Origin of the sequence: Enterobacter cloacae complex sp. IR5450 (genome assembly GCF_049238665.1) — a bacterium.
In the GTDB taxonomy this organism is placed as follows: Bacteria; Pseudomonadota; Gammaproteobacteria; order Enterobacterales; family Enterobacteriaceae; genus Enterobacter; species Enterobacter hormaechei_C.
This window is the reverse complement of record NZ_JBMKIC010000017.1, coordinates 73,773-97,806: the sequence shown is the minus strand read 5'-3', so window position 1 is coordinate 97,806 and position 24,034 is coordinate 73,773. Positions and strand designations below refer to the sequence as shown.

The 24,034-nt window shown below is 53.8% G+C and carries 23 protein-coding genes; 16 read left to right on the top strand and 7 right to left on the bottom strand.

Translation table 11 applies throughout. The annotated features are described in order from the left end of the window. Positions 1 to 88: 88 nt before the first annotated feature. Positions 89 to 508, top strand: a complete 420-nt coding sequence (locus ACOTYB_RS14550; RefSeq protein ID WP_022650109.1) for a GNAT family N-acetyltransferase — start codon at positions 89 to 91, stop codon at positions 506 to 508. Here the strand turns inward: ACOTYB_RS14550 and ACOTYB_RS14545 are convergent. Next, the gene (locus ACOTYB_RS14545) at positions 505 to 1,152 is read right to left on the bottom strand and encodes a TetR/AcrR family transcriptional regulator (protein WP_003861018.1); all 648 of its coding nucleotides are present in this window, start codon (positions 1,150 to 1,152) and stop codon (positions 505 to 507) included. The genes ACOTYB_RS14550 and ACOTYB_RS14545 overlap by 4 nt on opposite strands. Positions 1,153 to 1,230: 78 nt before the next feature. Here ACOTYB_RS14545 and ACOTYB_RS14540 point away from each other — a divergent pair, with 78 nt between their 5' ends. Continuing rightward, positions 1,231 to 2,730: an MDR family MFS transporter gene (locus tag ACOTYB_RS14540; RefSeq protein WP_032608159.1), complete on the top strand. Its 1,500-nt coding sequence runs from the start codon at positions 1,231 to 1,233 to the stop codon at positions 2,728 to 2,730. A gap of 229 nt (positions 2,731 to 2,959) precedes the next feature. Further along, positions 2,960 to 3,760, top strand: coding sequence for a lipoprotein NlpA (nlpA, locus tag ACOTYB_RS14535; RefSeq protein WP_023323935.1), 801 nt, complete (start codon positions 2,960 to 2,962; stop codon positions 3,758 to 3,760). A gap of 33 nt (positions 3,761 to 3,793) precedes the next feature. On the opposite strand, the gene ACOTYB_RS14530 is transcribed toward nlpA, so the two are convergent. Next, positions 3,794 to 4,474: an EAL domain-containing protein gene (locus tag ACOTYB_RS14530; protein ID WP_193042212.1), complete on the bottom strand. Its 681-nt coding sequence runs from the start codon at positions 4,472 to 4,474 to the stop codon at positions 3,794 to 3,796. 75 nt (positions 4,475 to 4,549) lie between these two features. Next, complete coding sequence (locus ACOTYB_RS14525) at positions 4,550 to 5,170, bottom strand: LuxR C-terminal-related transcriptional regulator (RefSeq protein ID WP_015570093.1); 621 nt, start codon at positions 5,168 to 5,170, stop codon at positions 4,550 to 4,552. Between the two features lie 570 nt (positions 5,171 to 5,740). Between ACOTYB_RS14525 and ACOTYB_RS14520 the strand changes: the two genes are divergently transcribed. Next, entirely contained in the window at positions 5,741 to 6,376 is a 636-nt protein-coding gene (locus ACOTYB_RS14520) for a LuxR C-terminal-related transcriptional regulator (RefSeq protein WP_220153859.1), read from the top strand. A 6-nt stretch (positions 6,377 to 6,382) separates the two neighbouring features. Here ACOTYB_RS14520 and ACOTYB_RS14515 read toward each other — a convergent pair whose 3' ends face one another. Genes ACOTYB_RS14515 through ACOTYB_RS14500 form a run of 4 tightly spaced genes read right to left on the bottom strand, consistent with a single transcriptional unit; the run spans position 6,383 to position 11,300 of the window. Beyond that, a complete protein-coding gene (locus ACOTYB_RS14515) occupies positions 6,383 to 7,447 on the bottom strand; it encodes a fimbrial protein (RefSeq protein ID WP_194302546.1) in 1,065 nt (354 codons plus the stop codon). A 15-nt stretch (positions 7,448 to 7,462) separates the two neighbouring features. Then, positions 7,463 to 9,955: a fimbria/pilus outer membrane usher protein gene (locus ACOTYB_RS14510; protein WP_220153471.1), complete on the bottom strand. Its 2,493-nt coding sequence runs from the start codon at positions 9,953 to 9,955 to the stop codon at positions 7,463 to 7,465. A 15-nt stretch (positions 9,956 to 9,970) separates the two neighbouring features. After that, complete coding sequence (locus tag ACOTYB_RS14505; protein ID WP_001223973.1) at positions 9,971 to 10,663, bottom strand: fimbrial biogenesis chaperone; 693 nt, start codon at positions 10,661 to 10,663, stop codon at positions 9,971 to 9,973. A gap of 52 nt (positions 10,664 to 10,715) precedes the next feature. Beyond that, positions 10,716 to 11,300, bottom strand: coding sequence for a fimbrial protein (locus ACOTYB_RS14500; RefSeq protein WP_022646579.1), 585 nt, complete (start codon positions 11,298 to 11,300; stop codon positions 10,716 to 10,718). A 374-nt stretch (positions 11,301 to 11,674) separates the two neighbouring features. On the opposite strand from ACOTYB_RS14500, the gene ACOTYB_RS14495 reads away from it, so the two are divergent. The 12 genes from ACOTYB_RS14495 to ACOTYB_RS14440 all read left to right on the top strand — a co-directional run bounded on the left by ACOTYB_RS14495 (position 11,675) and on the right by ACOTYB_RS14440 (position 24,031). Then, positions 11,675 to 12,487 carry a winged helix-turn-helix domain-containing protein gene (locus ACOTYB_RS14495; protein WP_022646580.1) on the top strand — a complete coding sequence of 271 codons (813 nt, stop codon included), beginning with the start codon at positions 11,675 to 11,677 and terminating at the stop codon, positions 12,485 to 12,487. An 18-nt stretch (positions 12,488 to 12,505) separates the two neighbouring features. Continuing rightward, a complete protein-coding gene (locus tag ACOTYB_RS14490; RefSeq protein WP_220153473.1) occupies positions 12,506 to 12,976 on the top strand; it encodes a hypothetical protein in 471 nt (156 codons plus the stop codon). Between the two features lie 227 nt (positions 12,977 to 13,203). Further along, complete coding sequence (locus ACOTYB_RS14485) at positions 13,204 to 13,827, top strand: common pilus major fimbrillin subunit EcpA (protein ID WP_003860995.1); 624 nt, start codon at positions 13,204 to 13,206, stop codon at positions 13,825 to 13,827. 45 nt (positions 13,828 to 13,872) lie between these two features. Then, positions 13,873 to 14,550, top strand: coding sequence for a hypothetical protein (locus ACOTYB_RS14480; protein ID WP_022650117.1), 678 nt, complete (start codon positions 13,873 to 13,875; stop codon positions 14,548 to 14,550). Between the two features lie 6 nt (positions 14,551 to 14,556). Continuing rightward, positions 14,557 to 17,151, top strand: a complete 2,595-nt coding sequence (locus tag ACOTYB_RS14475) for a CS1-pili formation C-terminal domain-containing protein (protein WP_220153474.1) — start codon at positions 14,557 to 14,559, stop codon at positions 17,149 to 17,151. After that, complete coding sequence (locus ACOTYB_RS14470) at positions 17,129 to 18,727, top strand: hypothetical protein (RefSeq protein WP_023315112.1); 1,599 nt, start codon at positions 17,129 to 17,131, stop codon at positions 18,725 to 18,727. The genes ACOTYB_RS14475 and ACOTYB_RS14470 overlap by 23 nt, the downstream gene beginning before the upstream one ends. Positions 18,728 to 18,733: 6 nt before the next feature. Continuing rightward, complete coding sequence (locus tag ACOTYB_RS14465) at positions 18,734 to 19,387, top strand: hypothetical protein (protein ID WP_006812468.1); 654 nt, start codon at positions 18,734 to 18,736, stop codon at positions 19,385 to 19,387. Positions 19,388 to 19,460: 73 nt separating this feature from the next. Continuing rightward, positions 19,461 to 19,655, top strand: a complete 195-nt coding sequence (locus ACOTYB_RS14460; protein WP_022646586.1) for a hypothetical protein — start codon at positions 19,461 to 19,463, stop codon at positions 19,653 to 19,655. A 23-nt stretch (positions 19,656 to 19,678) separates the two neighbouring features. Further along, a complete protein-coding gene (locus ACOTYB_RS14455) occupies positions 19,679 to 19,864 on the top strand; it encodes a hypothetical protein (RefSeq protein ID WP_001196016.1) in 186 nt (61 codons plus the stop codon). 67 nt (positions 19,865 to 19,931) lie between these two features. Then, complete coding sequence (locus ACOTYB_RS14450) at positions 19,932 to 22,028, top strand: peptidase domain-containing ABC transporter (protein ID WP_017383654.1); 2,097 nt, start codon at positions 19,932 to 19,934, stop codon at positions 22,026 to 22,028. Further along, positions 22,025 to 22,774: a hypothetical protein gene (locus ACOTYB_RS14445; protein ID WP_045332981.1), complete on the top strand. Its 750-nt coding sequence runs from the start codon at positions 22,025 to 22,027 to the stop codon at positions 22,772 to 22,774. Before ACOTYB_RS14450 ends, ACOTYB_RS14445 begins: the two co-directional genes overlap by 4 nt. A 6-nt stretch (positions 22,775 to 22,780) precedes the next feature. Continuing rightward, positions 22,781 to 24,031: an HlyD family secretion protein gene (locus ACOTYB_RS14440; RefSeq protein WP_022650120.1), complete on the top strand. Its 1,251-nt coding sequence runs from the start codon at positions 22,781 to 22,783 to the stop codon at positions 24,029 to 24,031. Positions 24,032 to 24,034: the final 3 nt, after the last annotated feature.

Sequence of the window (24,034 nt, the reverse complement as noted above, 5' to 3'; positions counted from 1 at the left end):
GGACATCTGATGGAAATGGAAGCCACGCAAGCACCTTAAAATCACCATCATACACTAAATCAGTAAGTTGGCAGCATTACCGAGATTTATGCACCTGAGCATTACAGATAAAGTCACGGCTGAAGAAAAAGAAGAATTATTAACGGGGCTAAGAGCCTATAACGCGCAGTATTTAGATCTGGCGACGTTTAGTGGCGATATTGGCGTATATATGCGAGACGATAATGGCGTCATGCTGGGCGGGTTAATCGGCGTACGGAAAGGCGACTGGCTGAACATCGACTATCTGTGGGTCAGTGACAGCGTGCGGGGTACGGGTGTGGGAAGCCAGCTTATCAAAACGGCTGAAGAGGAGGCCCGTCGCAAAGGCTGTCGTCACGCGCTGGTGGATACGGTCAGCTTCCAGGCGCGTCCGTTCTATGAAAAACAGGGTTATCAGGTGCAGATGTCCTTGCAGGATTACCCTTATCAGGGAATGCAGAGACACTATCTGTCCAAAAATCTTTAACCGCCGATCCCGGTGCCTATCACGGCTAACACGTGGCGCACCACGATCTCCGGCGAGAGGGCGCTAAGCCTCTCGTCATTGCGCATGCGGGAGAACGGCACCAGCACCAGGCTCAGCAGCGTAGTGAACAGCAGTTCGGGGGCCAGCGCCGGATTCAGCTTTCCTTCCTGCTGCCAGCCTTTGATGGTTGCCAGCGTGGTGTGATATTTCTCATCGCCAAAGCGTGCCTGCAAATGGGTGCGCAGTACCGGCATCTCGCCAATCACCTCCTGCATCCACAGCGGGGCAAACCAGCGATACTTTTCCGCCAGTTCGGCCAGCACCCTGACCATTTCCGTCAGGGCATCCACCGGCGAATCCCGGTTGTCGGCGAAAATCGCCCCGATCCGCTCGCGTAACGGCAGGAAGCGCTCCTCAATCATCGCATCCAGCAACTGTTCTCTGGAGTTGAAGTAGTAGTGCAGCATGGCGGGCGTCACGCCTGCTTCGCGGGCAATAGCGTTCAACGACGTATTGGCGATCCCCTGGCGGGAAAAGAGATTCAGGGCGATATCCAGCAGCTGTTCACGGCTGGCGGTAACGCGCTTGCCGCCGCGTGGCCGACCGGGGCGGCGGGGTTCAGAATTGTCCTTTTGTGCTGACATGGTCACCGTATCTCTTGATCTTATTCATCACTTCCACAAATATTAATTATACGATTAATTAATTTCAAGTGATGTCTTATGGAGTCCGACGTAATGACTCAACCTGCGAAAAAGGCGCCGTCGATTAAGCTGCTGTTCAGCGCACTCCTGCTGGTGATGCTGCTCTCGGCGCTGGATCAGACCATTGTTTCCACCGCGCTACCGACCATCGTGGGTGAGCTGGGCGGGCTGGATAAACTCTCGTGGGTGGTAACGGCCTATATCCTCAGTTCGACCATCGTGGTGCCGCTGTACGGCAAATTCGGCGATCTGTTTGGCCGAAAAATCGTTCTGCAAATCGCGATTGTGCTGTTCCTTGTAGGGTCCGCGCTGTGCGGTCTGGCGCAGAACATGACCCAGCTGGTGCTGATGCGCGCCCTGCAAGGGCTGGGGGGCGGGGGTCTGATGGTGATCAGCATGGCTGCCGTGGCGGACGTGATCCCGCCTGCCGATCGGGGTCGCTATCAGGGGCTGTTTGGCGGCGTGTTTGGCCTGGCGACGGTGATAGGGCCGCTGATCGGCGGGTTTATCGTTCAGCACGCATCCTGGCGCTGGATTTTCTACATCAACCTGCCGCTGGGGCTGTTTGCGCTGCTGGTGATTGGCGCGGTTTTCCACGGCAGCGCGCGGCGCAGCAAGCATGAGATTGATTACCTGGGGGCGATTTACCTCAGCATGGCGTTGCTGTGCATCATTCTGTTTACCACCGAGGGGGGGACGATCCGCCAATGGAGCGACCCGCAGCTGTGGTGCATTCTGGCCTTCGGCCTGACGGGGATCGCCGGGTTTATCTACGAAGAGCGGCTGGCGTGGGAGCCGATTATCCCGCTGTCGCTCTTCCGCGACCGCAGCTTCCTGCTCTGTAGCCTGATCGGTTTTATTATCGGCATGTCGCTGTTTGGCTCCGTCACTTTCCTGCCGCTCTATTTACAGGTGGTAAAAGACGCCACGCCGACGCAGGCCGGTTTGCAGCTCATCCCCCTGATGGGGGGGCTGTTGCTCACCTCCATCATCAGCGGGCGCATCATCAGCCGTACCGGGAAATATCGTCTGTTCCCGATCCTCGGCACGCTGCTCGGCGTGGTGGGGATGATGTTACTGACGCGCATTTCAATCACCTCTCCAACCTGGCAGCTTTACCTGTTTACCGGCGTGCTGGGCATGGGGCTGGGACTGGTGATGCAGGTGCTGGTGCTGGCGGTGCAAAACAGCGTGTCAGCCGATCAATACGGCGTCGCGACGTCTGGGGTGACGCTGTTCCGCTCCATTGGCGGGGCGATTGGCGTTGCGCTGTTTGGCGCGGTGTTCACCCATATTCTGCAATCAGGCCTGATCGACAGGCTGCCGGAAGGGGCGGAACTGCCGCGCGAACTTAATCCCGTTGCCATACACCATCTGCCTGATGCCCTGCGTCTGGACTATCTGGATGCGTTCGGCTCGGCGATCCATGCGGTGTTCATGCTGGCGGCGGGGATTATGGTGCTGGCGTTTGTGTTGTCGTGGTTTTTGCGCGAAGCGCCGCTGCGTCGGCAGGCGTGAGGTTAGCGGTTCTGCTTGCGCCTGGACTACCGTAGCCTGATGCCCATCGCCCGGTGGCGCTACGCTTACCGGGCCTACACTTCCCCCGTCACGTAGGCCGGGTAAGCGCAGCGCCACCCGGCAACAGGCCGCATATAACTTAACCGTCTTACTGATTCCTTTTCGTTTTTTAGCCTGCCGTCTCGTTGTCGATATAGTCTTCAAAACGTCTTTCAAAAGGAACTGTCTCGTGAAACTTCGAATGGGTGTGCTTCTCCTGACTGGCCTGCTGCTCGCGGGCTGTGACCAGGGCGGCAATGATGCCAGACACATTAAAGTCGGCGTAATCAATGGCGCTGAGCAGGACGTGGCGGAAGTCGCCAAAAAGGTGGCAAAGGAGAAATACGGTCTGGATGTTGAGCTGGTGGGCTTTAGCGGCTCGCTGCTACCCAACGATGCCACCAACCAGGGCGAACTGGACGCCAACGTCTTCCAGCATCGCCCTTTCCTTGCAGAAGATAACAAGGCGCACAATTACAAGCTGGTCGCCGTGGCCAATACCTTCGTCTTCCCGATGGCGGGTTACTCCCGAAAGATTAAATCGGTGTCTGAGCTTAAGGACGGCGCAACCATTGCGATTCCAAACGATCCCACCAACCTTGGTCGCGCGCTGTTGCTGCTGCAAAAAGAGAAGCTGATTACCCTTAAACCGGATGTTGGCCTGCTGCCAACGGCGCTGGATATTACCGCGAACCCGAAAAACTTACAGATTATGGAGCTGGAAGGGGCGCAGCTGCCGCGCGTGCTGGACGATCCGAAAGTGGATGTGGCCATCATCAGTACCACCTATCTCCAGCAAACGGGGCTGTCTCCGGTACACGACAGCGTCTTTATTGAAGACAAAAACTCACCCTATGTGAATATTGTGGTCACGCGTGAAGACAACAAAGACGCTGAAAACGTGAAGGAATTTATCCAGTCCTATCAGTCGCCGGAGGTGGCGAAAGCGGCAGAGACCCTTTTTAACGGTGGCGCGGTGCCGGGCTGGTAAGCCCCGGTAAAAAGGCCAGCGCTCCGCTGGCCGTCAAAGCGTTACGCGGGCATCGGTTCGGCTTTCGGGCCACAGAAAACCCTGGCCAGACTGTGCGCCGGACGTGCGGGCGCGCGCCAGATCCCGCGAGTTTTCGATGCCTTCTATAAGAATTGATTGCGCGATACCTGCCCTGACCTCCTGTACAAACGGGGCAAGCGGCGCGCGCTCGCGCAGCGCTGAGCGGTCAATTTTCACCCCATCCAGCGGCAGCGCAAGTCGCGCGAACGCCTCCGCCAACTCCCGGGTTAAATCGTCCAGCCAGATTTGCCATCCCGCCTCTTTTAACCGAACAAGCGTGGCATGAAGGCGACGTTGCTCATCCTCGCTCAGCCGTGTGATGGTCAGGGGATCCTGAATTTCAATCGTTAACCGCTGCTGATGGCGTAACGCCAGCAACAACCGGATAGCGCGTTCGTTGAGAAGGTGTTCTGCCGGAAGGTTTAGCCAGTAAGCGTCCCGGGCGGGTATCTGTAACAGGGTGTTGGCCTGCCAGAAGAAGATTTGCAGCGCGCTGCGCGAGGGCAGCGAGGCAAACAGCACCTCAAGATTGACGTTATGGATCTCCACGAGAACTTCATGCGCGAACACCTGGCCCGAATGAAGATCGACAAGCGGCTGGAATCGCAGCCCTGAGATACGTTGCAACAGGGGAGAGGGAAGAACGGTATACATGGAACAGCCTTCAGGAAATGAAAAAAGGTTCCCGCGGACGCGGGAACAAAAGGCAAACGACACACGGTCAAATTTTTAATTCAGGATCCAGCGAATGCTCTGGTAAAACGAGGGACCACGCACGGCCTTAAGCTTGTTCATGGCGTTGTTCTTATAAAAGTAAACCAGCCTGACGTTACACCCCAGCTGACGGGCGATTTGCTTGGTTTTGAGATTACAGGAATAGCCGCGCAATACGCTTGCCTCCTCGCTGGACAGCCTCGCCGGGGTGCGTAAGCGGGTCGTCATGCCTACGTTGTAACGGCCAGACTCTTGCGGCGTCTGGCTCATCAGTATTTGCCACAGCGCTTTGATATCCCCCAGGGAGACTCTTTTGCTTATGACTCCATCAACATGTTTGAATTTCAAATAGCCGGCGGATAACGAATAGATATAGATCTTCGCTGTCACTTGTTTCTGTTTAATACAGAGAATGTCGTCATTCGTCGTCACCCGGAAATGACGCGTATTCAACGGATCATAAATGATGATATCAAAGAGTTGTTCACTCATAGCAAGTTCTTCGATATGGGTAAACCCATGGAAAATAACGTCGTGTTTTTCATCAGGCTCACGCTTTCCAAGCGATTGCAGGCCAATCATCGTGAATTCGCAGCTGTCAACAACGGCAACGTGAATTGTTTTTTTATTTTGCATTGGCATTCTCCTTTCGCTGAGTAAACAGTCCATATAAGAGAAAATGGCGGTTCGCACTCTCTTATTAAAAGAATAGCGAGCACTTTTTTAAATAACGCGATGCGATGGCATCAATGTAAGCCAATACAAACCGTCGAGTAAAGCTGATGCCAATTATTAGAGGAAGATAAAATTGAAAAAGGGTTTTAATGGTATATGCAATTGTTTTAATCTTCTAATAATATTCATGCCAGATTTTTATTCTGTAAATGAGCGGATAATAAGCATCGGGCGGTTAATTAATGGGGTTAATCCACCGATTTTTCAGTGGCTTAATGCTATTCCTGTAAGAAAAATTGTGATCGTGGCAGAGTTATCGACAAGGCTTTATCTGCAAGGGGAAACGGCGCGCAGAATAAAATAGAATTTTTTCTATGAATTTAATGTCCTTGTTCAGATTTTTAAGCCTGAGAAGGATAAAATCCTGGCGCGAAGAGGTTGTGAGTGGTGAGTACATAAACTATTATCATTTTCCTCCGGTCACGAGAATTTAGAAAAGACATGAATAATACTGAACGTATCGTAAGGGTAATGGTGTTTTACAAAATAAATATATTTAAAGAGATAATATTCCGGGCGCTCCAGGATCTTTTACCCGATTACGTACTGAACATTACTCAGGTCGATTCCACAGAACAGGCGCTGGCGGCGGTGGCGGATAATAACGTGGATGTTTTCTTCACTGAATTTAATTATCTGCTTAATCATAAAGAGTGGAGTGCGGAGGTCAGCAGCCGTTTTACATCTTTATGTAAAACCCATCACGTCAGGCGTGTTCTGTTGGTGCCCGAGCTGCCTTACGGGCTGTTAAAAAAAGTTCTGGAGATGAAATTTGAATTAACCATCAGTCAGCAGGATGAATTGACTGAACTGAAAAAGGAATTACCCGCGTTGCTCATGGCGGACGGGCAAAAACCGTCGATCTCTTCGTGGCTCAGGCGGGTAATGCGGTCCGGCTCCCGGGCGCGCTCCATCCTCTCGGCCAGAGAGTGGGAGGTGCTTCATCTTATTGTGGAAGGATTTTCAACGACGGAGATTGCCCGTCATCGAAACCGTTCGGTCAGTTCTATTGCGACGCAGAAGCATAATGCGATGAAAAAGCTGAATCTTTCCAACCACAGCGAACTGATTAAGTATGTGCAGGCGGTTGGAAAGATGGAGGAATAGTCCACATCAGGGGTAGATAATATTCAGCGTAGCCGATGTATTGATCTTACCCTGGCTCACCTGGGCGGGTGCCCACACGTAATAGTACGCCGCCATCGGAAGGGTGAAATGTTCGTCCAGCGCCGCGCCAGCCGCCACGCTGAAGATCATTGTGGCGTTGCCACGGCTGGTGGTCGAGGTAGAGAAGGTCACCGGCGTTTGCGGGGCGTCACGTTTTATCAGGCGGAGCCCCACGCCCTGCGCCGCGCTACTGCTGCTGTCGATCAGCACCGAGCTGTCGGTCGAAAGCAGCTGCGTGCTGGACAAAAACATCTCAATTGCCCGATCGGAATTGCCGTTAACCCCGACGTTCTGACAGCTCATGTTCAGTGAAAAAGGCGTCAGCCCCGGCTGTGAGGATGCACTGAGCTGGGGAATGCCGAGCGTCGGCAGCGCCACGGTCAGCCCCGCATTATCAAAGGAACAGGTAGTCAGTTTTGGCGCGTATTTGATGATCATCGGCTGACCAAACATATCACGGTTGTCGTAAGGCCACTTGAACCCGCTGAATAACCACTGGGCGATTTTGATGACCTGATTAATTGGCCAGAGGATGATTTCCAAAATCGACAATCCGCTCATGTCGCTGACGAACAGAACGTCGCTCATGTTCGCCGTATCCCCCGTCAGGGTGGTGCCGCTCTGGTTAACGAGGGTGAAGCGAACCGTAAACGGTGTGTTCAACTCAGACGCCGTATGGCTACCGCTGGCAGACAGGGTTTTATTGGCCGGGGGATTGGTGATCTCCGCCCGCACCATATACTTGTTGTTGCTGAATCCGAGGATGGTGGCGTATTTGCTGTCGGTCGAGAGGATCGGCGTGTAAGAAAATTCGCTGTTACCCGTAGTACAGTTGAACGAGCCGCTGTACTGGGTGGTGAAGCTGCCGGTCCATGTGGGCGTGGCCGGGCTCAGCTTATCCGATAAATCAATGGTAATCGGTGTGCCATAAACGATGCTGCTGCCGGAGCAGGTGGCATAGCTCATCCCGCTAACGCTGGTGAGGAGCAGGAACATGAATGATCGTAACATTTTGATAATCCGTAATTAATGGCAAACCGATGAGGGGCTGTTCAGCCCCCAGGCCGGGGAGGAGATTTCGCACTTTCCACCGCGGAGATGCACGTTGAGCGCGCGTGGCGGCAGTTCAGCACGGATATACAGTACGCTGGCCTGTCCGACATACCCGACAGATTCACCATGTTCATCCAGCACTTCGGTGCCAAAGGGCAGCGGTTTGCCGTCGGCGCGCGTCGCATGAAGTACCCATGACTGGCGCTTGTCGGTTTCGAAGCGGATATAGCTCACCGCCCCGTCGTAAGGAGCCACGTTAGCCATATTGCCGATCACCTCCGCGCCAGCGCTGTTTTCCGTTTCAGTTAACGTAATGGCGTTTTTGCGATACGGGGTGGCGTAAGGCACCAGCGCCACGCCATCGCGGTTCGTCATAATGCTTTCATCGCCGTTCACCATCAGCCCCTCCGCTTTTGGCGCATCGACGATAGTCATGGTTGTGCCGGTTTCGTTTGAGGCGAGAACGTGCCACGGGTAGGCCACCAGGCTGCCGCGTCCGCTGAGCCCGGTCTGGCGGTAGTCGGAGGATTCGCTGTAAGAGCCACCGAGTGTCGCGAAGTTCGAACGGTACGCGGCGTTAACGCTTGCCGCATTTTTACCCCCCCGCGCATTACTGCCGGAGAGGGTGTAGCTCAGTCGGTTCGACGCCAGCGCGTTCCCGCTCATGCTGATATTGCTCTGCTCGTAATGCGAATCGCTGGCCGTCAGGCTGGAGGTGATCCAGGCATTATTATCAAACAGCGAGAACGGCAGGCTGAGGGAGAGGTAAAGGCGCGTCTCTTCTTCACTGTCCCTGTTCCGTACCCGGCTGGCCGACAGGGTATAGCTGGCGCGGCCGATGGCGTTGGAATAGCCCATCTGGTATTCGCGCGTGGTTTGCTGTGAGTTCCAGTAATCGCGCTGTGTGCCGGAGACAAATACCGTGCCCCAGTTATTGAGCAGGCGCTGATTAAGGTTAAGCGTAAAGGTATTCTTGGGCTGCGCCGCGCGCAGGGCGTCCCAGGTGCTTAGCGACATGTCGGGCGCAACGCCAAACCGATCTTCATAGTCGTCGTACTGCGCTCTCAGGCGCTGATACCCTTCGCGCGAATAGAGCGCGTCGCTGAAGCTGTAATAGCCTTTAGTGGAATAGCGATAGGCCGCCAGGGTGAAGTTGGTGGCGGTGGTATCGATAAATTTGCTGTACGACACGCGATAACTCTGACCGCTGCTGGTGCGATCCTGTAGGGTGGTTTTGGCGTGGGTGACATCAAACGAGACCGCGCCAAAGGGAAGGTTCCACCCGGTACCGACAAGCCCGGCCTGGTAGTTATCGCTAATAATCGTCCCGGTATACCCGGTGATGAGGTTATTAAACCCGTAGCGCAGCGTGGCCTGCATGAATGCGGGTTCGGCATCGAGCGTGTTCTGATGCACTTTACCCGCCACCACGCTGTACTGACTCACCCCTTCTTTTAGCATCCCGGGTACGGCGGAAAACGGCACCGTGAAGGACTGCTGTGAACCGTCCGCTTCACGCACCACCACCAGCAAATCGCCCGCGGAGCCGGTAGGCTGAATGCTGTCGAGGGTAAACTGGCCCGGCGGCACATTCTCCTGATAGATCACGTTGCCATTCTGGATAACTTTCACCAGGGCGTTCGTCCGTGCCACGCCGTGAACCACCGGTGAAAAACCCTGCTGTGAATTTGGGCGCATCTTCATGTCCGACGCCAGCGACACGCCGCGCACGCGCAGGGAATCAAACAGATCGCCAGGAATATAAAAGTCACCCAGCGTCAGGTTGGATTTCAGCGAGGCCAGGGGACGGCGCAGGTAGCGGGTATTATTCTGCCAGCTACTCTCTCTGCTGGCCGTTTTCCGCCAGGCACTGCTGTCGCGAAACTGCCAGCCGAACAGGTTGGCGCCGGAATCCAGCCCGGCATAAAAATCATCATTTGTGTCTTTCGCAGCGCCTTTCGCGCGGGTGTTGTACCAGGTCGTGTTCCACGAGAGCATCAACGCCGGTATCCCCTCGTCCCAGAACTGGGGGGCAATGTAACCTTCTTCAGTACGCAGCACGGCCGCCTGCGGAACGGTAAGCGTCAGACTCAGGGTGCTGGTATCGGTTTTGACTTCACCGCCCTGAACCAGATCGCGCAGCTGAACCTGCCCGTGCGCAATGGCGGGCGCAGGCACGGACGTGGTGTTGATGCCAAGCGACCGGGCATCTTTCCAGGCAATGCGGATGTCGTCACGCTGCTCGCCGTAGATGACGGTATAACGTCCCTTCCAGCTGCCGTTTACGTAGATATCCATCTCCTGGCTGCCGGCAGGCATGGCGTTGTTTTCGGAAAAGCGAGACAGATCGGACTCACCGGATGCGCCAGCAAGCAGGGAGGGATCAAACGAGACGGCCCCTGATTTATGCGAAAGCAGAAGCGTGCAGACTGCCAGCAGACAGAGTCTGTTTTGTTTCATTTTCATGGTGAGTCTTTCCGATCACTGACTGGTGAAAGTCCGGGTTTTATACGCGCCAAGATCGTCCACATACATCAGCTGGAAGGTCTGTCCGCGCTTAACCGTATTTTTTGCGGCGACCGTCAGCTGCCCAAACGGGGAAACCATAGGGGACTCCTGGAGCAATTTCGTTTTACCCAGCGAAATATTGGCGACCGTAATATGGAACGGACTGTTATTTGTAATACGAAAGCGATCGCCTTCGGCGGCGAGCGTCAGTTTCGCCACCGCGTCATCCAGCGTGCCTTTCAGCGCAGCGGGCCGGTAAAAAAGTTTGATACGGGATTTAATCGCCAGCTGAACGGTATTCTGGTTTTGCAGATTTTCAGGTCTGGGCGGAATGTCGAGAACATTCAGGAAAAAGACGGATTCGCGATCCGCAGGCAAGCTGGACGGCAGCTTTTTAATACGAAGCTGTTGGCCATTATGTTCGTTAACCTTTATCACTGGCGGCGACAGCAAAAACGGCACATTGGCTGTTTCCGGCGTGGAATTAATATCACCGTCATCTATCCAGGATTGCACCAGAGCGGGCGCATCGCCCGTATTCATTAACTGGACGATCACCTCTTTGTTATTTTCAGGATAAAGGACACGGGTGCCATTAATGACAATATTGGCCCACGAGTGACCGGTGCTTAGCAGTAAACCTGCCAGCAAAATTGCCTTGCGCATGATTGCAACCTTAAATACAGGCTCTGCGAAAACAGAGCCTGAATAATCATTATTACAGGTAGGAAATGGTATACGTTACGTTGGAGCTTAACTCGCCCACGGTGGCGGCAGCGGCGTTCGTTTTATAATAATAAACATCCAGCGTCAGCGTCTCGGAATCTGGCGCGGTCGCTGTACCCATAATATCTGTGGTGTAAGGCTGGTTCAGGGTAATTGGCGTAGACGAACCTGGCTCCACTAACGCAAAACCGACATTACGTGCCACGCTGGCATCGCTTTCGTTCACGCTGTTATTCAGCAGGTATTTACCGTCAGTGGAAATATTATCCGCGCTGGAGAAATACACTTTCAGCGGGGTGCCGGTCGTTCCGGCTGCTGGTGAACAACCTGAGAAAGTCAGTGCAATAGATTTTTTATTCTTAGTGATCAGGCCAACCGTGGTGCCTGCATCTTTTACCGAAATAGGGGAAAGCGCAACGGTAAAGTCTGCGCTTTTACCGCCGTTAATGGTACAGGTTGTATCGGTAATAGCGCCGGTAAAGTTAATAATACCACCCGCCGAATTGTCTGCGGCCACTGCGCTGGTAGAGGCAATAGCGGCGGCCAGCAGTGATACGGTCATGATCGATTTGAACATGATAAACTCCATGAAGATTTGTGTTATTTAAAATGAATGTTAATCGGCTACACATGTCCCTGATGTACCGGCTAGACGCATGGCGACTCGGGAGAATGCTTTGACGATATTATGTTGCACTAAAAAAGTACATAACAAAACATTATTCCAACAATTTCTAAAGTTTAAGATTATAATCTTGTGTGTTAGTTTTTTTTAATGTTTTAACCTAAATGCGTTGGTTCAAATATTTTTATTAATGATTTAATAATTGTTAATTAATGAAGCTTTATGAATTCATCTCTCAATTAATATCACGCGACTTGACCACACAAACTTTAGACTTATTATTGCCTGGCAAATGCACATAATTTTAACAATGGCGTAATAATAATATGAAGTATCTCATTGATCTTACAATGCTTTATGAAGTCGACACCGGTATGATCATGATTAATGGAGAGGAAGAGTCATCCATTAAGTTATCTAACCAGGCGGGTCGTCTGCTTTATGAACTTATCATCAATAATGGTAAAACTCTCGACAGAGACGACCTGATAAAGAAGGTCTGGGAGGATCATGGTTTCTCTGGTTCTTCGGTGAGTCTGAATGTTGCCATAAGTGAAATCAGAAAAGCATTTCGTACATTAGGATGCGACCCTTTACTGATAAAAACGATACGTGGCAAGGGATTTAGCCTTGCTGCGCATATTGAACACCACACGGTCAGGCCGCCGGTTGTTTCAACGCTTAGTGAACAATCTGCCTCTGAAGCATTCGATACGCTAGCGCATAAGAAAGATGCCGATCCGCCTAAACAATTAATATCGCTGCACAGACTCTTTATTTCTCTCTGCACCTTATTACTGATTACCGTTATCGGCACCGCTGTTTTACTGTTGCACCAAAGGGATTCCTATGCCGAGAGCCTGAAAGATTCTGATATGCATCTGCTCGGTAAAGTGGACCGGTGTACGGTATACCTGATCGATAAGAATATGTATCAGCCGCGACAGCACTACTTTAATCACGTAAAAGAGGTCATCGCCAGTCAACATATCGACTGTCAACATCAGGTTGCAGATGCTTACTATTCCAGGTTTAAAAAGTCGCAGATAGAAAATTATTTCCTGGCCATCTGTTATCAGCAGGACAGTATCGACGATTATAAGAACTGCATTTCTTACAGAAGCCTGACCGGGAGTTAAAATATGTCAAGGACTAAAATGAGTGTACTGTTCAGTATCGTACTGGCGCTGTCTGTCATCGCGTTGTTATGGATCTATTTTACCAGAGCGCAGGATGAGGGGTTTGGCTGCCAGTCAGATACCATTTCCTGGAAAACCTATTCCACGGGTGAGTCAACCGATATGTCGCTAACCACGCTTTTCCTGTTTAACAACAAAGATGTTGTGACGGTTATTCATAAAGGCGTGCTCAAGAAAGAGGGCAAAAGCTACCTGATTGACCGAAATTACACGCTCAGCGTGGAAAAAGTCGATGGAAGCAATATCTTTTATATTAAGGATAAAAAGCTGAATAAATCTGAAGATGATGCGGCGCCGGATGGCGTTGTAAACGAAATGTTACTTGATAATATCAAATTCTTCTATATTACCAGCGTAAAAAAACATGCGTGGTTAATTAAGGGGCTGGTGTTGCCTGTAATGATGTGTGTGGCTGTCCCGACGTCCTGATATTTCTCTTTATTAAAAAATCGATATTTATCTATTACTCGGGAAAGTGAGTAATTTACTCAATACGTAACAATAAGATACGAGAAATTTATTTATATTTTTATTGTTGCTCTCCGTCGAGTGAATTTTTCTGTATTGCCTCGTTATTTTGCGGCTGTCTATACTCCGCCTCGAAAAAGGGGCTCCCCTTTTTATACACGTGGATTCTTTTTTGAAGGACTAAATAAATGAACAAACTGAACGCTATCGTTCTGGGCTCCCTGCTGTCTGTTTCTGCCCTGAGCGCAGTTAATGCAGCAGAAACGACGGCTTCTGCCACATGGCAGGCAACCGCGACCAAAGACAGCGAATCCGATCTGGTTGTTACGCCAACGCGTGCTCTGAACTTTGTTTACAGCGCCAACACCAAATCTTTCAACACCGACACCGGTCTGTTTGATGTGGCTATCCGTGGCGATCACTCTACGGCGACCAGCTTCAAACTCGAAGCTATCCTCGACGATTCAAACAACACGCTGTTCAGCGTGGGTGGTGAAGCGACCAAGCTGAAAGTGGGTGCGCGTTGGGGCGGTAACGACCTGGGCTCTATCGGTGGCACCGTGGGGGCGAAATCAACCGCATGGACCACGCTGGTTGATTCCTCTTCTAACACCGGCGTCTCTTCTGGCCTGTGGAACCTGACCACCAGCGCAGGCGCGGCGGCAGATACCGAAATTACCGGCCAGGACAAATTCGTCTTCTACGTTGACTCCGCTCAGGACAATGCCGGTACGGCGAAAGAGTTCAAAGACCTGACCAACAGCCTGTGGGAAGGGACCGTGTCTGTTGCGTTCCGCGCAACCTGGGGCTAAGGCCTGATCGATCCAGGGGCGCAAGCCCCTGTTTAGGGAAATAGCATGTTTAACCTCAAATCCGCCTTCTTATTTTTATTATTTATCTCTTCCTCCGCGCTGGCCATTAATGTGGGAAAAGTCACCACCATTATTTCTGCGGATGCTGACTCCACCGCCAAGGAAATAAAAAACGAAGCAGACAGCGTGCGTATTGTTTCTGTTCGCGCACAGCGGATCAGCAGCCCAATGGATGAAGGGATTGTCATTAATCCGGAGAAAGTGGACGAACTGTTGCTGACGCCCACGCGCATGGTGATGCCCGCCGGTACCAGCAATATCGTCAAATTTTACTATCACGGAAACGCCGATAACAAAGAGCGTTACTACCGCATTACCTTCACGGATGAAGGGGTAAGCGAAGAGGTGGACAGCGGTTCGCCAAAAAACGGCACCGGGATGACGCGCGCGGTGGTGAGCACCATTCTGGTGGTTCAGCCCCGGGATAAGAAGATTGATTTCGTCTATGTGGCGGGAAAAATAACCAATAAAGGGAACACCTCGTTTCGCGTCAATGCGACCGGGACCTGCCTGAAGCCGAATCCGGAATCCCCCGGCACGCCGTGTAGCAAAAACTTCTACCTGATGCCAGAGACCTCGCGCGCTATTGAGGATATCAACGTTACGGATAACCATTTTCATCTCGGAATATGGGACCTGAAACAGTTCATTCCTGTTAAGTAAGGATGCATGGTGAAAAATAAATTAGTGTTGCCGGTGATGATGGCTTGCGCATCCGGCACGCTGCCCGCGCTTGCGCTTGCAGCCTCAAGCTCCGTGGTTATCGCTAATTACCGTTTTCCCGACTCGCTTTATGCACTGCTGGAGCAGGGGATCAAAATTCCCGTCTATCTGGTGAATACGCGTCCACACTCAGCACAACAAGGGAACCACGAAGGTACGGCGAGCGAATATGTTCGTATCGGTGACGTGACGCTCTTTGCAAAAGATCTGAAGCTGGGGCTGAGGGACGTTCAGGTCCAGGAGTCTGATAACGGCATTCGTCTGTCAAAAGAGATGAGAACGTTATTGCAGAGCATTAACGATAAGCAGTTTGATGACCAGATGCGCATTCCGGTAAGTACGGGGTCCGCGTTCGAGCTGGATCAGAAAAAAATGCGCCTGTTGCTGAATCTGTCGCAGAGCGACTACGGGGTGAATATTCGCCCGCGTGAGGTGGACATTGATGCGCCGGAGTCTGACGACCTGAGCGGCACGTTCTCCTACAACCTCGGGGCGTATCACACCGAGAGCGGCTACGGTGACAGCTGGTCGTCGGGCTATCTGAACGCGAGAAACTGGATCTCAATGGGCGTCGATCATGTGCTGATCGACGGCTCTGGCTACGTCAACGAGAGCAGCAGCGATACCCAGATGAATGCGGTTATGTGGGAGCGCGACTATCAGGGGATGCGCTACGCCGCAGGCATGCTGAACGGCTGGGCGATGCAGTCTCTGGCGAGCGTCAGCGGGATTTCCGGCGGTGAAGTCTACGGCGTTTCCATGGGCAATCAGGCCAACTCCCGCAAACGCGATAACACGCTCTCTCTGACGCCGGTGGTGGTCTATTTCCCCACGGCGGGCGAGGCCCGTATTCGTCGTGACGGGCAGCTTATCGGCATTCAGCGCTTTGACGTCGGCAACCATGAAATTGACACCAGCAGCCTGCCCTACGGGATCTACAGCATCGAAGTTGAGGTGGTGAGCGGAAGCCGCACCGTGTCGCGTAGCATGTACACCGTAAATAAGCCGTTCTCCAGCAACGTGTCGGAAACGCTGCGCTGGCAGATGTGGGGCGGGATGTATAGCCGCGATAAATCCGTCGTCAATTATAAAAAATACGCGAAACGCAAAAACGAGCAGGACAACACCTACTACTACGATTACGACACCAAACATAAAGACACCATGTCGCTGGTGGGAGCCTCGTTCAGCAAGCGCAGCGGGATGGTCGACTGGAACGCCTCCACCTACATGATGCGGGAACACATCGTCAGCGAGCTGTGGGCCTCCCTGAACCTGACGGGCTATTTCTCGGTGAATACCCAGACCATGGCCGCCTCCGACGGAACGTATCGCGCCAACTATGGGGCGAATCTCAGCCTGCCGTGGCAGATCGGTTCGGTGTGGTACTCCCATGAACAGCTCTCCAGTGGCAAGTTCCTCGATATCTATGAGAGCAAGGGCAATACCTGGGGCGCCTCCTTTAGCCTGCCGTCGTTCGGTCTGCCCTCGGCGGGCAACCTGAGCCTGATGCGCCAGGAGGACGACCTCTATCGCTATAAACGCTATCAGCTGGACTACTCCCAGGGGTTATACGCCGGTCGCTACGGTACGGCGCGCCTGCGGGTGGGAATGTCGCGCAACAAATACGACGGGTATTACGAAGAGAAAGATCGTTACGTGATGCTCGATTTCGCTATACCGCTCGGCAATACCGTGTCGGTTGGCGTTTCCCACAATCGCGATACCGGCACGGCGCTGAACGTCAGCGCCAGCCGCCAGTTTGAAGGCGATTACCTGAAATCGGCTACTGCCAACGTCTCAAAAGCCTTTAACAGCCGCCAGGATCGCAGCGTAAGCGGCGGCGGCAGCGTGAACTTCGACACGCCGTGGAACAGCAACATCCTCAGCGTCCAGAGCGGCATGAGTAAAGGCTGGAACTCCACGCTGACCAGTGACGGCAGCGTGGGCTGGTCCAAAGAGGCCATCGCCGCCGGGAAAGGCACCGAAAGCGCAGGGGTGATTGTCAGTACCGGTCTCAAATCTGATGAAGCGCTGACCCTGAAGCTTAACGGCCGGGCAGAACGCATCAAAGGGGATAAGACCTGGCTGTCGCTGCCGGCATACCAGGCTTATGACCTGGAAGTGATGAACAGTGAAACCGGTACGGAAAGCTATGAGATTGGCGCGAATGCGCGTCGCCATATCACGGTTTATCCGGGCAATACCGTGGTGATGAAGCCGCAGGTGAAGAAAATCGTCACTCTGTTTGGTCGTCTTGTGGATGCAAACGGGGCCCCGATTGGCGCCATGCAGATCAAAAACCACGTCGGGCTGACCCGGACGGAAAACGACGGACGCTTCGTGATCGACGTTGATAAGAACAACCCTGTCCTGAGTATCGCCACGCCGGACGACAGCGTCTGCGAAGTGCGCCTGGACATCGAGTCTAACCGCGGTGCGCTGTGGCTTGGGGACATCTCCTGCGACAAAGGCGATTTCGTCTGGCAGGAAGCAAAAGGAACGCAGGAACGTGACGATGAAAAAGATATTCGCTCTTAATTTACTGCTGATGAGCGCGGCGGCCCAGGCGCAGGAGCTGCCCTATTTCGCCATTAATAACCCGGACAATAACGGTACGGGAAACAGCGCGGGGCTGTTTAGTCTGAACAGCACGTCGACCGCGTTTTTACACGGTTCGCGCGAGTGGCCGACCCTGAGTGCGAAAACGAATAACGGTATCGCCACTTACATCCCGGACAACAGCTTCAACGGCCCGGCAGGCAGCGCGTTAACTATCGACTTTTCGGTGACCGGTTCCAGCGCTTCTCCGTTCTTTAAAGGGACGGCGTGTTCCTCGTCCTGCGGCAACACGGGGTACACCCCGACGACCAGCTATACCGACACGTCGATGGTGGTTAAGCCGCCGGTGATGGAGCCCGGCACGTCATACGGGCGCTGGGTACTGGGCGATCCGTTCTTTAACTATTTGCTCAACGCCGCGCCAGGGGATGAAGTGACCATCACCTCCACGCCGCAAATCAGCTCCATCAACAAAGTGACCACCACCAATACGCTTCACAAGGTGGGCACGCTGACCATGACCAACTCCAGAGCGCTTAACCTGGGTATTGACCCGATCAGCGGCGAGGTGACGATTGTCGATGGATCAACGGGGGCCACCTGCACCAAGTACACCCGTAACACGGTCTCTGGCGTCCTGTGCGACCTGCTCGAATACACATTTGTTGGGGAAGATATCTCCGGTTACAACGGAGGGCTGGCGCTCACCTCTTCCCGCGTCAACAGCGTGCTGCAATCGCACATGAGCGGCGGCACCGGGCTTGCCGCCGAGCTGACCTTCGATGAAAACACCTGGTACAGTATCTCCGGCGGTATCCTGAGCGATACGCGTGTCCTGGCGAACACCTTCCTTGCAGCGCCGCAGAAAAACGGCGGCAAAGCGTACCTTAAAATCTTTTTGCCGAAAGCGTTAATTCTGAGCGTGGCGCAGGCGGGGGACGGCAGCAACATTGGCAATATCGTCAGCCTGTGTCTGACGCCCGGCAACAGCTCGCTGGCGGCGGATTTCTGCTTCCAGCCGGGGGGCGGCCTGGTGATTAACCCGATCGAACCCGGGCTGGAAATTGTGCCAGACAACCCGGATTACACCCTCGATCCTGACGGTCTGGGCGGCTCAGGGAAAGGCATTATCGGCGAAGCGCCCATTGAGATCCCCTACACCATCACCTACAGCGGGGCGCAAAAAGATGCGGCGATTGCGGTCACGGTAAAAGTCACCGGGCCTACCCAAAGCCTGAATGGGGTGGACTACTGCGCCTTTAGCGGCAACGGCTTCACGGTTCCCATTCCGGGCAACGTGCTGGTGGGGAAAAGCCAGACGCTGATGGCGCACAACTGTAAAGGCGAAGTACTGTCGATCCCGGCGCCGGCCACCCATGCGGAAGAGTGGGACAAAATGAGTTCCGGCGTGACCGATATGTGGCTCTGGAAAACACCGCTGATCCTCCAGTTCGTTATGGATAATCCGGTATCGAAAACCACCTATGACGGAAATAGCTGGTTTGGTGAAGTAACCGCGCAGGGAAGAATAGATGTTAGCGCATCCTGGAATTAATCAACCATGACTGGAAAATTCCTGGCTATTTTTGCAATAAATTGCTTCATTTCCACAGGGGCAAATGCTTTAATTATCGAAAGTCTGAATATTGATTTTCTTCCCGAAAGAGAAGTTGTTTTTCAGCCGATAAAAAACGATACCAGCGAGCGTCAGAATTATACCGTGTCGCTTATTCAGGTAGACGTTCCTAAAGAGAAGGGAAAAGAAACCGAAATAAAAGACGGCGAAGTCATGTATTCGCCTAAGCAATTAACGCTGGGGAGCGGTGAACGCGCGGGTTTTAAATTTTATTATACCGGCCCGCATGACAACAAAGAGCGATACTATCGCGTAAAATTCACCGAGACGCCGCTCCAGGCAAAGGTGATCACGCGCAAAGGCCAGCGCATCCAGTCGGATGTGGTGGTCTCGCTTGAGGCTATTTTGATTGTCCGACCATGGACACGACATTTTGATTATGCGTTTAGCAACGGGGTGGTGAGTAATACCGGGAATACCTATTTTAAATATGTTTCCTCGGTCGGGTGCAGTACGCAATACAACAATTCAAAATATATTCCACCCGGGCAACGGCTGGAAATAGATAATGCCGGGCAGGCTGCAAGGCGGATGATTATTTATGGCAATAAAATCATTCCGCTGACCACCTGCCCGTAGCAACCGCTTTCCTTCATAAAAGGAAATTAGCCTTTAGCATCATGCTAAAGATCCATCACTACAGGAGATAAAAATGAAAGCGATTTCATTCGTAGAAGCGAAAGACATTATTGGCGGCGCGTTAAACCCGTTCGCTGGTCTGGTTAAAGGTGCACAGCTGGGTTACGACACCGGCGCCAGCATCATGGGCATGGTTGGCGGTGTGGTTGGCGGAGTTCTGGGTGGCGCAATGGGCTTCCTGGGCGCGCTGGTTGGTAGCTACAACTAATTCACGTTAACAGGAAAAGTATCATGCAAGTTATCGATTTCAAAAAAGCACAGGCCATCATCGGTGGTTGGGATCCGTTTGCTGCCGCTATTCAGGGCGCAAGCGCGGGCTATAACGCGGGCAGCCAGATGTTAGGCGCGCTGGGCGGCACCATCGGCGGCGTATTCGGCCTGGTGGGCGGCTTCATCGGCGGTTTCTTCAGCGCCTAAGCGAGAAGCACGTTGTACGCATGGCCCGCATTGCCGGGCCATTTTTTTATTTCAGCCACGGATCATTATGTTTTCGCTCTTTCAGTATAAAAAACAGGGTAAGACCCCTGTTATTCGCCAGCATGAATTTACCGAATGTGGACTGGCCTGCCTGGCGATGGTGTTGGGGCACTACGACCACCATGTCTCCGTCAGCCAGCTGCGCCGGGAGATTTCCGTTTCCGCCGATGCGGGAACCTCAATGGCGGAATTGATGACCCTTGCCAGCGATAAAAATATGTCTGGCCGGGTGCTTAAAGGCGAAATCACTGAAATAGAAACGTCTGAGCTGCCGCTCATCGCCTTCTGGCGCGGCAACCATTTCGTGGTCATCGTGAAGATCGACAGCCGCAGCGTGACCGTTCACGACCCGGCCAGCGGCGTGCGTCGTTACCGTCTGAAAGAGGCGGAAAAACTCTTTTCCGGCTATGTGCTTGAACTTAAGCCCACGCCGTGCTTCGAAAAGAAATCCCCGGATGAAAAGCTCACGCTTGGCCGTTTAGCCAATAAATCTCCGAGCCTGTTCCAGCGCCAGCTGCTGCTGTTTGTGCTCTGTATTTTTACTCTCATCACCATGCTGGCAAGCCCCACCTACGTGCAGCTGATTATGGATGAGGCCATTTCCCGCAGCGACAGCGATCTGGTGATCCTGCTCACCGCGATCTTCGCTATCGTCTTTATCTTTGAAGTCATCGGTAAATTCCTCAAGCAGCTGCTTGAGATCCTGATGCGTAACATTGCCTATGACGATTTAAGCCAGTCCGTGCGCCACTACATGCTGCGCACCCAGACCAGCTGGTTCCGCTCGCGCCCGCCGGGCATCGTGCTGGCTATTGAGAAATCGCTCCACGCCTGCGCGGAGTTCATCAGCAATGGTTACGTGCAAATTCTCTTTTCCAGCCTGATCGCCGTCACCAGCCTGCTGTTTATGCTGCTGTATAACGTCAAAATTGCGCTGCTGACAATGCTGCTGATGGGCGTGTTTTTTCTGATCCGCTTTTCGCTGATCGGCCCCTATCAACGCGCGGTGGATGACTCCATCGAGCGCACCGCCCAGTATGAGTCTCTGCTGGTGGAGACGCAGAAAGGGATCATAACGCTCAAAGCGAACAACATGGAGCAGGCCCGGGATGCGGTGATGGACAAATCCCAGCGCGAGCACATCGCCGGGCTGATGCGTAAAGAGCGGCTACTGGCCCGCTTTGACGTGGCTTCGCTGCTGGTGATCAATGCCGAGCAGCTGCTGGTGGTCTGCTTTGGCGCGTGGCTGATCCTGGAAGGGCAGATGAGCATCGGGATGCTTTACGCCTATATCAGCTATAAGCGCTATTTTTCCGATGCCATGGTGCAGGTGGCGCAGAAGCTGCTGGACAAAAATGCCCTCAAGGGGCCGCTGGATCGCGTGGGCGACCTGCTGTTTGCCCCCTCTGAAACCAGCCAGTTTGGGAAGCGGATTGTCACCTCGCCGGTCTGTCTGCAATTTGAGGATGTCTCATTTGCCTATCCTGGCCGGGAGGCCACGCTACAGCATATCAACATGACCCTGAAGCAGGGCGAAGAGGCGGTGATTGTGGGCCAGAGCGGGTCGGGAAAAACCACGCTGCTGCGTCTGATCTCCGGCATGCTGCTGGCATCGTCTGGCACGCTGCGGATCAATAAGATCCCCATTGAGGAGTGCGATCTTTCCTCGCTGCGTCAGCACATCCGCATCGTCCATGCGGACGATATTCTCTTCACCGGCTCGATTCTGGACAACATCGCCTGCTTTGACAGCGCACCGGATAAAGAGCAGGTCATTGCCGCGTGTCGGCTGGCGGAGGTGGACCACGTCGTCGCCCGGCTGCCGCACGGCTACGAAACGGAGATGCTGCCGGGGAACACCTTTTTCTCTGCCGGCGAGATGCAGCGTCTGGTTCTGGCGCGCGCCCTGTACAGCCAGCCTAAGCTTCTGCTCTGTGACGAAGTGACGGCGAACCTGGATAAAACGACCGCGCAGAAAGTGCTGGCGAACCTGCGTAGCCTGGGGATTGGCCTGGTGTTTGTCACCCACTCGCCGGACGTGGTGGGCTGTCAGGGGCGTCTCTATACCATGGAAAACGGCACCCTGCGGGAGAGTGAGCAATGATGCTTTTGCCGCGTCTCTATGCGCGACTCTGCGCGCGCCAGGCCGGGCGCACGCTGCTGGCAAACCGGATCACGCAAAACTACAGCCAGTTTATGCGTTGCCCGGAGGCCGATGTTCCGGCTGATTTTCTGCATCAGAATGCGCATGAGCTGAGCGGGTTTAACTTCGTGGAGCAGATCTTCCCGCCCGCACTTTGGGCGCGCAACGTTCGTTTTGATCTGCACGGGTACGTGGCGCAGTGGACGCGGGAGCAGGCATTTTACAGTTCATCTCGCACCCTGCTACTGGGCATGCGCTGGGCGGGCTTTGGTCTGATCGTGGATGCGCTGCTCGCCACCGCGCCAGCTGATGTGCGCTTTCAGTTTATTACCCGTCACCCTGCGCTGCATAAGCTGATGGCCGCGCACGAAGGCCGACGCGCCAGCTCGTTTTTCGCCCCTCACCGCCTGGTGACGGTGCTGCTGATGGACGAACGCCTGCCGGATGCGCCGCTGTTCTCCACCCAGGCAGGGGATCAAAAGGCGTGGTTAACGGACGTCTCAACGCGGTTTTTATCGCGCTATGGCTACAGCGTCCGAACGCTGCTGCCGATCTGTTCGCTGCACGCGGCGGAGTTTGGGCTGGAGAGTCAGGCGTATGCGCCGGAGGATTACCGTCAGGCCGCCGCCGACACGCTGAACGCGCTGCGCAAAACCCCCACGCTCTGGAGTGCATGGGATGATCTTTCAGTGATTTATCATGGATGACATATCGTGAAATTAAAAAACCGAAGCGGACAGCGGCGGGCGCTGATCCCGCATCACTTCTCAAAAAGCTATCACATCAACGCGCCACGGCTGAAAGCCGTGCTGACCTTGTTCATCGCCTTTTTTCTCTGCCTGCTGGTCTTTGCGATTGTCTTTAATTTTTCGGAAACCACGCTGGCACGCGGGGTGTTGATCCCGGCGCAGGGCGATGTGGAGGTGCGCGCCAGAGAGTCCGGAACCCTTGTTGATTTTGCCGTCCGGCCCGGCCAGTACGTGAAGGAAAACGATCCGCTGTTCACCGTGTCGCAGGACTATGGCGGCAAGCAGGGCTCGGTGGTGCAGTTTGACCGCCAGCAGATGGAAGCGGAGAAGAAGCGCAGCGAGCAGCGCATTCAGGCCATTGAGGACTCGATTGCGTCGTATCGCAAAAATCTGGCGCAGCAGCTGGCTCTCACCGACAAGCAGATCGCCGTTTCCCGCGATAAGGTGAAGAAGCTGCGCGCGCTGTTAAAAAACAGCACCGACACCTACGAGGCGTGGAAATCCGTCTCCGGGAAGGGCTATGTCTCCAGAGTGGATCTCGATAAAAGCCACAATGATGTGCTCAATGCGCAGCTCAACCTGACGCTGGAGGAGAGCACTATTCTTGAGCTTGAGGCACGCAAAACCAGCCTGACCGACAGCACCCAGTCGCAAATTGACTCTCTGAGCGAAGAGCAGCTGTATGTGAAAAACCGCATCAGCGAAATCGATCGCAACCTGTCCAGCCGGGGAAGTTCCACCATGGCGATGCTGGCCCCTTCCGATGGTTACGTGGTGGCGATTAACTTCCCGCCTGGCCGGGCCATTACGCAAAATAGCGAGGTGGTGGTGGTGATCCGTAAAAATACCGCGGCGACGATGGAGGGGTACCTGTATGTTCCGGCAACGGGGGTGGGGCGCGTGGCGAAAGGCGATAAGGTTAAGCTGCGCTTCGACTCCTGGCCCGTGGACAAATACGGTTCGGTGGAGGCGACGCTGTCCGATTTCTATGAGGTAAACATTGATGCCCATTCGGCGCTGATCCCGCTCCAGGAAGGGCAGAACTACTACCTGGCTAAAGTGCGCGTCCCCTCCTGGTTTACCGACCCGGACAAGAAAAAGCGCATGCTGATGGGCGGGATGACGGTGAACGCCGATATCGTTATCGATCGTAAGCCGCTTATCAATCTGCTGATTGCCCCGCTGGAAAGGGTGCGCAAGCGGTTTATCGATTGACCC

Excerpts from the sequence above, each read along its gene's own strand:
- ACOTYB_RS14550 (WP_022650109.1), top strand. The coding sequence starts at position 89 with ATGCACCTGAGCATTACAGATAAAGTCACGGCTGAAGAAAAAGAAGAA.
- ACOTYB_RS14545 (WP_003861018.1), bottom strand. The coding sequence starts at position 1,152 with ATGTCAGCACAAAAGGACAATTCTGAACCCCGCCGCCCCGGTCGGCCA.
- ACOTYB_RS14540 (WP_032608159.1), top strand. The coding sequence starts at position 1,231 with ATGGAGTCCGACGTAATGACTCAACCTGCGAAAAAGGCGCCGTCGATT.
- ACOTYB_RS14530 (WP_193042212.1), bottom strand. The coding sequence starts at position 4,474 with ATGTATACCGTTCTTCCCTCTCCCCTGTTGCAACGTATCTCAGGGCTG.
- ACOTYB_RS14525 (WP_015570093.1), bottom strand. The coding sequence starts at position 5,170 with ATGCAAAATAAAAAAACAATTCACGTTGCCGTTGTTGACAGCTGCGAA.
- ACOTYB_RS14520 (WP_220153859.1), top strand. The coding sequence starts at position 5,741 with ATGGTGTTTTACAAAATAAATATATTTAAAGAGATAATATTCCGGGCG.
- ACOTYB_RS14515 (WP_194302546.1), bottom strand. The coding sequence starts at position 7,447 with ATGTTACGATCATTCATGTTCCTGCTCCTCACCAGCGTTAGCGGGATG.
- ACOTYB_RS14510 (WP_220153471.1), bottom strand. The coding sequence starts at position 9,955 with ATGAAAATGAAACAAAACAGACTCTGTCTGCTGGCAGTCTGCACGCTT.
- ACOTYB_RS14505 (WP_001223973.1), bottom strand. The coding sequence starts at position 10,663 with ATGCGCAAGGCAATTTTGCTGGCAGGTTTACTGCTAAGCACCGGTCAC.
- ACOTYB_RS14500 (WP_022646579.1), bottom strand. The coding sequence starts at position 11,300 with ATGTTCAAATCGATCATGACCGTATCACTGCTGGCCGCCGCTATTGCC.
- ACOTYB_RS14495 (WP_022646580.1), top strand. The coding sequence starts at position 11,675 with ATGAAGTATCTCATTGATCTTACAATGCTTTATGAAGTCGACACCGGT.
- ACOTYB_RS14490 (WP_220153473.1), top strand. The coding sequence starts at position 12,506 with ATGAGTGTACTGTTCAGTATCGTACTGGCGCTGTCTGTCATCGCGTTG.
- ACOTYB_RS14485 (WP_003860995.1), top strand. The coding sequence starts at position 13,204 with ATGAACAAACTGAACGCTATCGTTCTGGGCTCCCTGCTGTCTGTTTCT.
- ACOTYB_RS14480 (WP_022650117.1), top strand. The coding sequence starts at position 13,873 with ATGTTTAACCTCAAATCCGCCTTCTTATTTTTATTATTTATCTCTTCC.
- ACOTYB_RS14475 (WP_220153474.1), top strand. The coding sequence starts at position 14,557 with ATGGTGAAAAATAAATTAGTGTTGCCGGTGATGATGGCTTGCGCATCC.
- ACOTYB_RS14470 (WP_023315112.1), top strand. The coding sequence starts at position 17,129 with ATGAAAAAGATATTCGCTCTTAATTTACTGCTGATGAGCGCGGCGGCC.
- ACOTYB_RS14465 (WP_006812468.1), top strand. The coding sequence starts at position 18,734 with ATGACTGGAAAATTCCTGGCTATTTTTGCAATAAATTGCTTCATTTCC.
- ACOTYB_RS14460 (WP_022646586.1), top strand. The coding sequence starts at position 19,461 with ATGAAAGCGATTTCATTCGTAGAAGCGAAAGACATTATTGGCGGCGCG.
- ACOTYB_RS14455 (WP_001196016.1), top strand. The coding sequence starts at position 19,679 with ATGCAAGTTATCGATTTCAAAAAAGCACAGGCCATCATCGGTGGTTGG.
- ACOTYB_RS14450 (WP_017383654.1), top strand. The coding sequence starts at position 19,932 with ATGTTTTCGCTCTTTCAGTATAAAAAACAGGGTAAGACCCCTGTTATT.
- ACOTYB_RS14445 (WP_045332981.1), top strand. The coding sequence starts at position 22,025 with ATGATGCTTTTGCCGCGTCTCTATGCGCGACTCTGCGCGCGCCAGGCC.